15 protein-coding genes are annotated in these 11,949 nt (G+C 67.9%); 6 read left to right on the top strand and 9 right to left on the bottom strand.

Going from position 1 to position 11,949, the window contains the following annotated elements:
- The first annotated feature begins 24 nt into the window (after positions 1-24).
- Positions 25-1,119 (top strand): aldo/keto reductase, encoded by a 1,095-nt coding sequence (locus Q0925_RS08360; protein WP_299334060.1) that lies wholly within the window; start codon positions 25-27, stop codon positions 1,117-1,119.
- Here the strand turns inward: Q0925_RS08360 and Q0925_RS08355 are convergent, their stop codons facing one another.
- A complete protein-coding gene (locus Q0925_RS08355) occupies positions 1,120-1,290 on the bottom strand; it encodes an HVO_0758 family zinc finger protein (protein ID WP_299334056.1) in 171 nt (56 codons plus the stop codon).
- Positions 1,291-1,540: 250 nt separating this feature from the next.
- Between Q0925_RS08355 and Q0925_RS08350 the strand changes: the two genes are divergently transcribed.
- The 4 genes from Q0925_RS08350 (at position 1,541) to Q0925_RS08335 (ending at position 4,649) form a co-directional block, all read left to right on the top strand.
- On the top strand, positions 1,541-2,632 hold the full coding sequence (locus Q0925_RS08350; protein ID WP_299334053.1) for a glycosyl transferase family 2: 1,092 nt from the start codon (positions 1,541-1,543) through the stop codon (positions 2,630-2,632).
- Complete coding sequence (locus Q0925_RS08345; protein ID WP_299334111.1) at positions 2,632-3,108, top strand: DUF7109 family protein; 477 nt, start codon at positions 2,632-2,634, stop codon at positions 3,106-3,108. Before Q0925_RS08350 ends, Q0925_RS08345 begins: the two co-directional genes overlap by 1 nt.
- A gap of 96 nt (positions 3,109-3,204) precedes the next feature.
- Complete coding sequence (locus Q0925_RS08340; protein ID WP_299334108.1) at positions 3,205-3,804, top strand: NUDIX hydrolase; 600 nt, start codon at positions 3,205-3,207, stop codon at positions 3,802-3,804.
- Positions 3,805-3,842: 38 nt separating this feature from the next.
- A complete protein-coding gene (locus tag Q0925_RS08335) occupies positions 3,843-4,649 on the top strand; it encodes a DUF7388 family protein (protein ID WP_299334051.1) in 807 nt (268 codons plus the stop codon).
- Between the two features lie 3 nt (positions 4,650-4,652).
- Here Q0925_RS08335 and Q0925_RS08330 read toward each other — a convergent pair whose 3' ends face one another.
- Together Q0925_RS08330 and Q0925_RS08325 are read right to left on the bottom strand one after the other, a co-directional pair.
- Complete coding sequence (locus tag Q0925_RS08330; protein WP_299334048.1) at positions 4,653-5,087, bottom strand: Hsp20/alpha crystallin family protein; 435 nt, start codon at positions 5,085-5,087, stop codon at positions 4,653-4,655.
- A complete protein-coding gene (locus Q0925_RS08325) occupies positions 5,084-5,242 on the bottom strand; it encodes a DUF7559 family protein (RefSeq protein ID WP_299334045.1) in 159 nt (52 codons plus the stop codon). Before Q0925_RS08325 ends, Q0925_RS08330 begins: the two co-directional genes overlap by 4 nt.
- Before the next feature lie 168 nt (positions 5,243-5,410).
- On the opposite strand from Q0925_RS08325, the gene Q0925_RS08320 reads away from it, so the two are divergent.
- Complete coding sequence (locus Q0925_RS08320; RefSeq protein ID WP_299334043.1) at positions 5,411-7,132, top strand: radical SAM protein; 1,722 nt, start codon at positions 5,411-5,413, stop codon at positions 7,130-7,132.
- On the opposite strand, the gene Q0925_RS08315 is transcribed toward Q0925_RS08320, so the two are convergent.
- The 6 genes from Q0925_RS08315 to Q0925_RS08290 form a co-directional block, all read right to left on the bottom strand.
- On the bottom strand, positions 7,129-8,076 hold the full coding sequence (locus Q0925_RS08315; RefSeq protein ID WP_299334041.1) for a hypothetical protein: 948 nt from the start codon (positions 8,074-8,076) through the stop codon (positions 7,129-7,131). The two genes, Q0925_RS08320 and Q0925_RS08315, sit on opposite strands and share 4 nt — an antisense overlap.
- Before the next feature lie 42 nt (positions 8,077-8,118).
- The gene (locus Q0925_RS08310; RefSeq protein WP_299334038.1) at positions 8,119-8,520 is read right to left on the bottom strand and encodes a TRAM domain-containing protein; all 402 of its coding nucleotides are present in this window, start codon (positions 8,518-8,520) and stop codon (positions 8,119-8,121) included.
- A gap of 52 nt (positions 8,521-8,572) precedes the next feature.
- Positions 8,573-9,229 (bottom strand): YkgJ family cysteine cluster protein, encoded by a 657-nt coding sequence (locus Q0925_RS08305; protein WP_299334035.1) that lies wholly within the window; start codon positions 9,227-9,229, stop codon positions 8,573-8,575.
- A gap of 44 nt (positions 9,230-9,273) precedes the next feature.
- Positions 9,274-10,044, bottom strand: coding sequence for an MBL fold metallo-hydrolase (locus tag Q0925_RS08300; RefSeq protein ID WP_299334031.1), 771 nt, complete (start codon positions 10,042-10,044; stop codon positions 9,274-9,276).
- Positions 10,041-11,216: a 3-dehydroquinate synthase II gene (locus tag Q0925_RS08295; protein WP_299334027.1), complete on the bottom strand. Its 1,176-nt coding sequence runs from the start codon at positions 11,214-11,216 to the stop codon at positions 10,041-10,043. Before Q0925_RS08295 ends, Q0925_RS08300 begins: the two co-directional genes overlap by 4 nt.
- A 44-nt stretch (positions 11,217-11,260) precedes the next feature.
- A partial coding sequence (locus Q0925_RS08290; RefSeq protein ID WP_299334025.1) for a 2-amino-3,7-dideoxy-D-threo-hept-6-ulosonate synthase occupies positions 11,261-11,949 on the bottom strand: 689 nt, incomplete at its 5' end.

Raw genomic sequence — 11,949 nt, 5'->3', positions numbered from 1 at the left:
CCCCTCGAAGGGTGTAACGAACGCATGGCTACCGCCAGCGCCACGTGGAGATATCGCGACCGCTTCGGGGACAGGTTCGGTCGAACCTACTTCCGCCGGTTTGGTCCCGGTGTCGTCTCCAGCGTCGGCCTCGGGACGTACCTCGGGGAGCCGACCGACGCAGTCGACGAGCGCTACGAGCGAGCGCTGGTCGCCGGTGTTGAGGGTGGGTGTAACGTCGTCGATACCGCGGTCAACTATCGGTGTGGACGGAGCGAGCGGGTCGTCGGGCGGGCCCTCAACGGAGCGGAGGTTAAGCGCGAGGCTGTCGCCGTGACCACGAAGGGAGGATTCCTGCCGTTCGACGGCGAGCAACCGGGCGATCCGGAAGCGTACGTCCGCGAACGGTTCGTCGAATCCGGTCCCGTCGACGACGACGACATCGCGGCAGGCCGCCACTGCATCGCGCCCGCGGCCATCGAGGCGTCGCTGGACCGCTCGCTTGACGCCCTCGGCGTCGGAACGATCGATTGTTACTACGTCCACAACCCCGAGACACAGTGCCGGGTCCGCTCCAGGCAGGCGGTGTACAACCAGTTGGAAGCGACCTTCGAGCGACTGGAGCACCGGGTCGACGCGGGCGACATCGGCGGCTACGGCGTGGCGACGTGGGACGCGTTCCGTGTCCCGCCGGCGGACGACGCCTACCTGTCGCTCTCCACGGTGGTGGAGCGCGCTCGGTCCGCCGCGGAGACCGTTGGCCACGAGACAAGCGGGTTCGAAGCGATCCAACTCCCGTTCAACGTCGTCATGGCCGACGCGTTCACCACGCCCACCCACGAGTTCGAGGGTGGGCGGCGGTCGGCGCTTGAGGTGGCACACGCCTTAGACATCGACGTGTTCGCAAGCGCGAGTCTCGCTGGCGGCGAGTTGGCCGCCCGGAACGGGATTCCATCGAGCGTCGACGCCAAACTGGAGGGGGAGACCCCGGCCCAGCGAGCGGTCAACTTCGCGCGGAGCGCACCGGGCGTCACCTGCGCGCTCGTTGGGACGAGCGACCCGGACCACGTCGCCGAAGACATCGCGGCGGGGACGTTCGATCCTCTGGGGGCACGGGCGTTCGACGCCGTCTTCGGGTGACTACCGGAGATCCTTCCATTCACGTTCACACTCCGGACAGATCCGAACCGAGAACACCTCGTCGGGGTCGTCCTCCTTTTTCAGTACCTTCTCACAGTCCGAACACGTGACCCGCTCGTAGGTGTCCTTTTCGAGTTCTCCGTCACGAAGACCCTTTCGCGTCGATTTCATACCCATACATTGTGCTCTCCTGTTTAAAAAACGATCCGACTGGCCGGTCACGACGTCGGCCAGCCGTGTCATACAGCCGTCGAAACGGGAACGAACGACACGGCGGCGCGGTGGCGTAGCGGTACTGGGTCAAGATGAGGCGGTCCTATGGGTGTGAGCCGTCGAGACGACTCGAGATGGCACGCGAACTCGGTGCCCGGACGGCGTCCCATCCGCGGGCTTTTGTCCGCGCCGCCCCCAGAACGGGATAATGGAGTACGTCCAAGAACGCGTGACGACGCTCCACGACCTGACCGATCCGACGCCGTCGGCACCGACGGATCGGACGACGGTCGTCGTTCCGATGACGGAGCGTGAATACGGCGGGCTGGCCCCGGACCGGGTGCTCTCGGCACTCGAACGGGTCGATCCGGCGGCCGTTGTCGTCCCGCTTCGCGCGCCGGCCGACCGTGTCGGTCCCTTCCACGACTGGCTTACCGGCTTCGATCTGTCGTTGTCGGTGCTGTGGTGTAACGGCCCGCGTCTGGAAGAACTGCTCGACGACCACGGCCTCAACGGCGAGTTCGGCAAGGGACGCGACGTGTGGCTCGGGGTAGGACAGGCCCTCGACCGGGAGTTCGTCGCCGTCCACGACGCCGACACCAAAAGCTACACCGCGGCCGGCGTGCCCCGACTCCTCTTTCCGCTCGCCCACGGCCACGAGTTCTCGAAGGGGTATTACGCACGCGTCGAGAACGAACGGCTCTACGGGCGGTTGTTTCGGCTGTTTTTCGTCCCGCTGGTGCGTGCACTCGGGGCAGCGCACGAGGCACCGGTTCTCCGGTATCTGGAGTCGTTTCGCTACGCACTGGCCGGCGAGTTCGCGGCGACGGCCGACCTCGTGGCGCGGCTCCGCCCACAGCGGTCGTGGGGACTCGAAGTCGGCACCCTTGGGGACGCCTTCGAGTACGCCGGGTTCGAGGGGAGCGCACAGGTCGACCTAGGAACGTACGAACACGACCACCGCTCGGTGAGCGGGCCGACCGGGCTCTCGGAGATGTGCCGCCACGTCTCGTCGGCCCTGCTCCGCATCGTCGAGGAAGCCGGCGTCACCCCCGAGTACCGGACGCTCCCCGACCGCTACCGCGAGGCCGCCGAGACGCTCGTCGGGAGCTACGAACTCGACGCGGCGTTCAACGGACTGTCCTACGACCGGGGCGACGAGGTCCGACAGGCGGCGGCGTACGCCGAGGCCATCGAGGCACCCGGGGTGGATCGGCGCCTTCCCGCGTGGCGTGACACCCCACTGTCGCCGGCACGGATCGCCGAAACCGCCGACGCGGATCTGGAGGAGGTCCGATGATCGGGAGAGAAACCGGGGACGAACTCGCCGGTGTCGTCGACCTGTTCGGCGCGCTGACCCGGTCGGAACTCGAACGCGCGCTCGACGAACTCGCGTTCAAACGAGGGGAGGCAGCCGACCGCGACACGGTCGGCAACGCCGTTGACGCCGCGGTTGCGGACTACTACCTCGCCGCGGTCGACCGCGAGAAGACGACGCTTTTGACGCCGGGGCCCGTGGCGTTTCCGAGCCTTCCCGACGGGGCCGAGGACCTACCGCACATCCTCGATATCCCGGATCGCGAGGTCGACCGGGCGGCGCTCGTCGAGACGGTCGAACGCCGCCTCCGTGCCGACGCCGCCCGGGCGGTCGCCGCCGGCGACGCCGACCGGATCGAACGGCTCGTCGATGTGAGCTACGACCTGGAGACATGGGGATCGACCGATGTAAGCGACGTGCGGAACCGTCTCGACGACGCGGTCGAAACCCACAACTGAAAGGAGACTCACAGCTACACGGGAGGCAACAGTCGGGGTGACAACGCCGGCGTCGGCGTCGACGTCGGTTCCGGCCCGACACGGGACACGATGCGCATGAATCTGGACGCCGTTGGCCGCCACACACCCCGGACCGTCGACGACGCGGAGCGGGAGGCGGCGGTCATCGCGCCCGTCGTCGACAGGGACGGCAGCGACGCGCTCCTGTTCACCAAGCGTGCGGACCATCTCGGCGAACACGCAGGGCAGATGAGCTTTCCCGGAGGCGGGCGCGAACCCAGCGACACGGACCTCGAAGCGACGGCCCGCCGAGAAGCAAACGAGGAGATCGGGCTTCGGGCCGACGAGATCAGGGTACTCGGACGGTTGGACGACATCGAAACGGTCAGCGAGTACGCCGTTCGCCCGTTCGTTTCTCGGATTCCCGACCGCGAGTACGTCCCCGACGAGCGCGAGGTGGCCGAGATCGTGGTGTTGCCGGTCGAGGAGCTGACCGACCGCGACAACTACGAGTCGGAGCGTCGTGATCATCCCCACTACGGCGAGGTGCGTCTGCATTTCTTCTATGTCGGCGGCTACACGGTCTGGGGGGCGACCGGGCGGATGCTGGTCCAGTTGCTCGAACTGGCGACAAACTGGCGGATGCCGCCGAAGGTCGACCGCGTGGTCGACCCCGACGCCGACTTCCCGGTGTGAACGACAGGCCTTTGTTGTCCGGCACGTAGCGTCCCGCAATGGGAGAGGGGATCGACCGGGCGGAGACGGACGCACCCGTCACGGGAACGGGACTCGACGCCGTAGCGTTGAAACCGACCGAATGTGACGTGGCGCGAGGGTGTGACGTGCCGCTTCCGGAGGTGGTCGTCGACTACGAGGGGCGAGACCACCTTCCCGACGCGGCGACGCTTCGGTCGGTCGCCGCCGAGAAGCAGGTCCGTGTGACGACGCCGGTTCGGGCGGACGGCTTCGATCCGCTCGGGGACCGGAGCCGTCTCGACCGGCTCCCCGGGGGTGTCGGGCGTATCCTCGTCGCCGGCAACCCGGCGTATCTCACCGACGCGGAGCGCGACCGGGCGGTTGCACCACGCCTCCGGGCCGCCCGAGAGATCGCGCCGGAGGCGTGGGTCGGCACCGAGGGCGTCGAACGCGTTGCCCTCGCGGTCGGCGGAACGCAGTTCGACCTGCTCGGGCGGTCGACACGACGGGACTGTCGCGCGCTCCGGGCCGCGGGCTGGGACGGGGAGATGGCCGTGTACGCGCCGACGGTCCTCACCGACGACGCGGACGCGATACTCGACGCGCTCGGCCCGTATCTGGGGCGCCGACGCCCGGTCAAACGCGCGTTGCCCGATGATCCGATCACCTCGGCGGCCGCCGGCGGTCGGACCCGGGAGGTGTTGCTCGCCGCGGCGGCGGATTTCGCGTTGACGGGGACGCCGGAAACCGTCGCCGACCGTGTCGCATCACTGAAAACGGCCGGGGCGACGGCCGTCGTCGGCTACCCCGCCCGCGGCGTCGGCGGATTCCTCGGGTCGGCGTAGCCGTCAGCCGCTTTCGTTCTCGTTTCCGTTTTCGTCGTGGACCGTCACGTCGGTTCCGATCGAGCGCTTGGGGACGCGGACGCGGAGCGTGCCGTTGTCGCTCAGGGTGGCGGAAGCCTCCCCGGCGGCGACGTCGGCGTCCGGCGGGAGGCGGGCCTGCCCGTCGAGAGAAAGCCCGCGGCCGGGAAAGCGCATCTCGAAGCCCTCGTGGAAATCACGAAAACGGTCCAACCGCACCTGCACCTCGCCCTCAACATACCGCACCTGCACGTCGCTTCGGGTGACGCCCGGTGCGTCGAAGACGACGAGGTAGGCGTCGTCGGCCTCCAAGACATCGTAGGGGAGTGGCTTTCGCTCCTGTACCTTGCCGACGCCGCGGCCGACGCGTTCGAGAACGGCGTCGGCGACGGATTCCCCGAACTCGCGGAACCCGGTCATAGTTCGATCGCTTCGAGACAGTCGGTCCCGCCACAAAGCGGGCAAGAAAGGTCATCGACCGAGTGATCGTCAGCGATATCGTAGGTGTAGTGATTCTCGAACATGTCGAGTTCGCAGTCGCCGCTGGTGCATTTGAGTTCCTTCGTGTCGGGCATACACTCGGGTAGTGCCGCGACGGTCATAAGTGACGCGGGGACACACGACGGCCCCGCGTCGGGCCGGTGGCCCGAGGGAAGGTGGACGATGAGAAACACCCGACCGGCGGCGGCGGGTGTCGGACGCGTACGGATACGGTTTTACGCGTCCGTCGTGAATAGGGACGTATGACCGACCCCGCCGACCTCGCGGTCACCATCGTCGACGGCTACGTCGACGAACCCGCACACTTCGGGGTCCCGCCGTACGTCTCGACGTATCCGCGCTTCACCGCCGGGGCACTCGTCGACGCCGGCGTGCCCGCCGGATCGATCACCTATCACACCATCGACGAACTCCGCGACGACCGGTCGAAGTGGGCCGACGTTGCCGACGCCGACCTCATGATCTACCTCGGGGGGATGACCGTCCCCGGAAAATACGTCGGCGGGACACCGGCCGAACCCGACGAGGTTCGGGAACTCGCCTGGACCGCGGACGGAACGACGCTGATGGGCGGCCCCGTCCGCTTCGGTGTCGGCGACGAGAACGCCGGCGGTCAGGAGATGGAGCGAAAGGACCTCGATTACGACTTCGTCGCCAAGGGCGACGTCGAGGCGGCGGCCCACGACCTCGTGGCCGGCGGGGTAGAGGGCTTTGGCGACCGAATGCGCGACAACGAGGAATTGGACCGTTGGGCGGCGAAAGGGGCGTTCGTCGTCGAGGACCACCCCAATCATCCGGACTACCTGATCGCCGAACTGGAAACCTCGCGTGGCTGTGCCTACCGGTGTTCCTTTTGTACCGAACCCCTGTACGGCGACCCCGGCTTCCGATCGGCCGAGTCGGTCGTCCGTGAGGTCGGGGCGCTGTACGACCGGGGAGTTCGGCACTTCCGTCTGGGTCGACAAGCCGACATTCTCGCCTTCGGCGGTGACGGCGAGGCCCCCAATCCCGACGCACTCCGACGACTCTACGCCGGTATCCGGGAGGTCGCGCCGGATCTGGGAACGCTCCATCTCGACAATATGAACCCAGTCACCATCGTCGACTACCCGGAACGCTCCCGCGAGGCGATCCGAATCATCGCCGAACACAACACCGCCGGCGACACTGCGGCGTTCGGGCTCGAATCCGCCGATCCCGTCGTACGGGAACAAAACAACCTGCTCGTCACGGCCGAGGAGTGTCTGGAGGCCGTCCGCGCCGTCAACGAGGTGGCGGGGTGGCGACCGGGAGATGACCCCGCCGACGCGCCGACCCACGGCGACGCCGCGGCGGATCGCCTGCCGAAACTTCTTCCGGGAATCAACCTCGTCCACGGCCTGCAGGGTGAGCGCCGGGAGACGTTCGAACACAACAAGCGGTTTCTGGAACGGGTGTACGACGAGGGCCTGATGCTCCGTCGGATCAACATCCGACAGGTGATGGCCTTCGCGGGCACGGAGATGAGCGACACCGGGGCCGACATCGCGCGCGACCACAAGGACCTGTTCCAGGAGTACAAACAGGAGGTCCGGGAGGAGATCGACCGCCCGATGCTCCGCCGGGTCGTCCCGGCCGGGACCGTCCTCCCGGACGTCCACCTCGAGTATCATCAGGACGGCAAAACGTTCGGCCGGCAGTTGGGGACCTACGCGCTTCTCGTCGGGTTGCCGGGGGAACGAGAACTCGGGACGACCGTCGACGTCGCCGTGGTCGACCATGGCTACCGGTCGGTGACCGGCGTCCCCTATCCGCTGGATCTGAACGCCGCGTCGATGGACGAACTCCGGATGCTGCCGGGGGTCGGGCGGTCGACCGCAGGCGACATCGTCGTCGACCGACCGTACGGATCATTGTCGGAGATCGACCTCGATACCGACCTCTCGAAGTTCGCGACCCTCGGACCGGTCGGCGCGGCGGACTAGGCGACGTACTCCGCGAGAGAGACGGCGTACCAATCGGATTCGTAGTCGACGTAGTCGACCCGAGCGGGGGTGTCGCTCACAGGCCCATCCGCAGTTCCTGTCCGCGCCGGGGCGCGACCGAGCGTGGCCTGTAGGTCGGTGTAGGCGTCCGAGTAGGGCGCACACTCGTCGTAACCGTCGTCGGTCGCCGCCTCGACGATGTCGCGTTGCTCGGCCGAGAGGTCGGTGGGGTCGAGTTCGACACCGTATCGGTCGAAAACCAGTCCGGCGAAGTCGGCGGCGGACCCGGTGATGGCGCCGACCGCGACCCGGTGTGTCTCGACCGTCGTCGGACGGGGATCACCAAGATCAAGCCGGAAGTCACGGTCGCCGATCCGAATGGTCTCGTACGACGGATCGGGGACGAGGTCCGAGCGGGACCGGGCGTCGTCGGGGTAGACAAGCGTCCCACCGATGGCGACGGACCGGGCGCGGTCGAACCGTTCGATCTCCTGGCTGCCCGGGAAGCCGAGCGCAACGTACAACGCCGTCCGGTCGATGTCGGGCAGGTCGTCAAGCGCGATACGGCGGGTGGCGGGTGTGTCTTCGACTGCCGCCGTATCGAGCGAGAGGGCATACCCGGTCCGTTCGACGGTCGAAACGAGTGAGGTCGTGACGGTGTAGTACGTCCCGTCAGCAGCGAGATGATCGACGCCGGAAAGCGGGGTCGAGGTCGCCCACAGCGCCGACGCGTCGCCGCGTCTGGCGGCCGAGACGGCGTCTCGTTCCGGTGGCGAGAGGGTATCGAGCGAGTCGCTCTCGCGGTCGGCCACCGCGGCCGTCGTCACTGGGTTCAGACGCAGGTCGGCACCGCGCTGACAGTCGCTACCGGGGCCAACACCGAGACACCCCGCGGTCGCGGTCAGACCGGTCACACAGGCCGAGAGGAGGGCACGGCGATGCATGCGACCTGTGTCGTACCGCCGTTATGGTGAATTTTGTGGACCTCAGAGATCCTCGTCGATGATCTCGCCGACGGCGAAGTTGGATTTGACCTCGGTCACCTCGATCTTGACGCGTTCGCCGATTTCCGCGCCAGGGACGATGATGACGTAGCCGCGTTCGACGCGGGCGATGCCGTCGCCTTGTTTCCCGATATCCTCGATTTCGACGTAGCGGATCTCACCAACCTCGACCGGGGGTTGTGGCTCCGATGTCGGCGTCTCGGACGCCGAGGCCTCGTCCTCGGCCGCCTCGCGGTCCGCAGAGATGAGCGCGACTCGGTAGGTGGCTCCGAGGTCGACCGCGCCGGTGTCTACCTCGCGTTGGGGCACCTCGATCACGTACGTTCCGTCCTCCTCCCGCACACGTTCGCTGAACAGACACAGCAGTTCGTCCGAAATTTCCACAGTGTAAACCTCCACGCGCACCTGTGTCGGAACACCTAAAGGTGTATCGCCGTCAGCGCGGCGTTCCGTCGGAACGTTTCGGCCCCTCGGAGTCGTGGACGACCACCTCGCCGGCACCGGTGTCTACGTCGGCGGGGTCGTAGTTGTCGCGGACACCCACCGCCTCGGTCAGTTCCCGGATCGCCCGTTCTTTGAGCGTCCGCGCCATCGCCTCGGCGTCGGCCCGGGAGATGTCGCGACCGAGACCCTCACACTCGTGGGCCCGGACCATCCCCGCCTCGTCGACGGCCTCACCCATCGGCTGACTCGTCCCGCCGAGGGCGACGCTGAACGGGTATGTCTCGCAGAGTAACGGACGGTCGCCGTGAACGGTACACGTCCCGTCGCCGTCTGCCTCCTCGTAGAAGACACAGTCGCCACAGGCGTCGGTCTCCAAGGCCCACTCGAAGGTCTCGCCTTCGGGGCCGTCCGGTCCCTCGCGGAGCCCGTATGGCATCGGTCGCGCCACGTCCCGCCAGTCGCGGTCGGTCGCGTCCTGCAGGTCCCGCACCTCGTCGGGGAACACCGTCGCGGTGTGTGGATCGTCGGCCTCGGACTTGCAACACGCGCCACACCGAGTACACTCGAAGCCGATCGACTCGACGGCGTCGGCGAGAACGCTCACGTCGAGGTTACGCGCCCGATCGAGTTCGGACTCCAACGACTCCATACCACCGGTGGGAGGTCGAGACCCAAAACGCCGTCGCCGGCGTGCTATGACGGTTCGACCCGCCCGGTCTCTCGGTCGAAGCGGACGCCGCCCTCAACGGCGAGTTTGTCGAGATGGGCACGGACCGTCCCGCCGGCAAGGTCCCGGACCCCCGAGAGGTCGCGGTCGTACGCCGCCGCCACAACGGTGTCGACGGTGTCGGCTCCCTGATCGACGGCGCGGACGATCCGGCGTTCGCGCTCGCGGCGGTGGGCCAGCAGGCGACACACGGTCGCCCGCGGGTCGTCGATCACCGGGCCGTGACCGGGGTAGAGCCGTGGCGGGTCGCGGGCATAGAGGCGACGGAGAGCGACGATGTACGCCCGGAGATCGCCCTCTGGCGCGGCGACGGCGACGCTCCCCGTTGCGACGGCGAGATCGCCACAGATGATGCCGTCCGTGGTTTCGAAGGCCACGTGATCGGGCGCATGGCCCGGCGTGTCGAGAACGGTCAGGGAACCAATAGGATCTCCCTCGGTGAACGTGTCGTCCGGGTCGCGACCGGTCGCGGCCGCGAAGCGGTCCGTGTGGCCGAGACGCGCGTGGACCGTCGCCCCCGTCCGGTCGGCGTAGGCCGCAACGCCCCCGACGTGATCCGGGTGCGCGTGGGTCACCGCGACGTGGGCCACCTCGTGGGCCGCGACGGCGGCGTCGAGGGCGTCGGTCCGACCGGCCGGATCGACGAGAACCGCCCCGCCGGGACCGTCGGCGAGGTAGGCGTTGGTGTACCCGTCGGGGGCGGTCGTTTCTGTCGGGACCCGGAATCGCTCGATCACTTCTCGATGATGCTCTCCTCGACCGCCTCGCCGAAGTGGCGGGCCACGTCCTCGTAATAGACCAACACGTCGTCGCCTTTGTCGAGGTCGGTGACCGCGGTCCGACCCTCACGGGTGTGGATCTTGATCGTCTCGGCGTTCTGGAGAAGCGTCTCGATGCGGTCGACCCCCTCCTCGGCCTCGACCTCGGCCTGTACCCGGAACATCGGCCGTTTCTCGATCTTGACGCGTCCGACAACGGCCTCCCGGGTGTCGCCGTCGGTGTCGACCACCTGCACCTCGTCGCCGCTCGCGAGTTCGGAGAGATACCGCGTGTCGCCGCCGGGCGACCGGGCGTACGCGTGGACCGCGCCGGCGTTCACTCGGAAGGGCCGCGAGGCGACGTACGGCGACTCTGCGGTCTCGGCGTGAACGAAAAAGAGACCACGGGACATCGATCCGACGAGCATCCCCTCGCTGTCCTGCATCAGCGATCCGGTGTCGACACAGACCCGGTCGGCCATGCCCGTGCGCTCGACGGCAGTCACCTCGGCGTACTGCAGGTCGAGGTGTTCCCGGTCGGCGGCGTCGCGGACCTCGCAGGTGGCACGGATCTCGTCGGGGGAGTCGGCGTCTAGCAACACGCCATCGGCACCGATCTCCAGCGTCTCGAAGGCCGTCCCCGCCTCCTCGGCGGTCGTGACGCCCGCGAGCAGTTCCGTCTCCGACCCGATGCGGGCGATGAGGTTTTCCAGCGGGATGATCGCCCAGTCCTCGGCGACAACGATGGTGTAGTCGGCCGCCTCGGCCGCGGCCTCGGCGAAGCCCTCGTACGCCTCGTCGAAGATACGGACATATGCGGCGTGTGGCGCGTCGCCGTCACGGCGGAGCGTCGAGAGGTCGGCTGATCCTGAAAAGTCGGGCGGGAGGTCGATCGTTCCGTCGCCCTCACCGTTCTTGCCGACGACGTACGCGTCGGCGGTCGCTCCCTCGGGTTCGGCGTTTTCGACGAGGTCGGCGTCGGCCCGGAACGCCGCGACGTTCACGTCGCCGAGGTCACGCACCCGCGCCACGTCCGTCTCGTCGACGAGCACCCAGTCGACGCCAGCCTCCAGTCCGGCGACGATGCGTTCTTTCCGTCGCTCCCAGTCGCCGACGTCGCCGTCGGCCTTCAGCCACACGCTCCGTGTCATTGTCTACACCTCGACGGGATGTGGTTTCAACGTGGCGAATGGGCTCAGGCTTCGAGCAAGCCACCCCGCCGGAGCGCCTCGTCGACGCCCGCGTCGTCGTGGATGACCGCGGCAATGGCGCGAGTGATCGCGCCCGGTTCGTCGTGTTGGAAGATCGACCGCCCCATCGAGACGCCGGCGGCCCCGCCGTCCATCGCACCCCGCACCATATCGACGGTTTGGCGGTCCGTGCCGCGACTGCCACCGGCGATGACGACCGGCAGACGCGTGCCAGCACACACCGGCCCGAAGCTCTCGCCGTCGCCGCTGTAGCCCGTCTTCACCACGTCTGCGCCGAGTTCCTCCGCCAGACGGACGGCGTGAGCGAGCGCCTCGGGGTCGTCCTCTGCGATATCGGGACCGCGGGCGTACGCCATCGCCAGCGTGGGTAGCCCCAACTCCGTCGCACGCTCGGTTACACGAGCGAGGTCGCTCATCTGTTTCGGTTCGTAGTCGGAACCGACGGTGATGTGGAAGGAGACGGCGTCGGCCCCGGCCCGGAGCGCCGCCTCGACGCTGCCTGTCTCGCGTTTGTCGGCCTCGTCGGGCCCGATGTTCGTCGAGCCGTTGACGTGAGTGATGAACCCCGCGCCGTTCTTGTTGTCGTGGACGCGGGGGGCGATTCCCTTCTGCGTGAGGACCGCGTCCGCGCCGCCGGCGGTCACGGCGTCGATGGTCGATTCGATGTCGACCA

It is taken from the genome of Haloplanus sp., from assembly GCF_028275055.1.
Classification (GTDB): Archaea; Halobacteriota; Halobacteria; order Halobacteriales; family Haloferacaceae; genus Haloplanus.
This window is presented reverse-complemented; position numbering and strand designations above follow the sequence as displayed.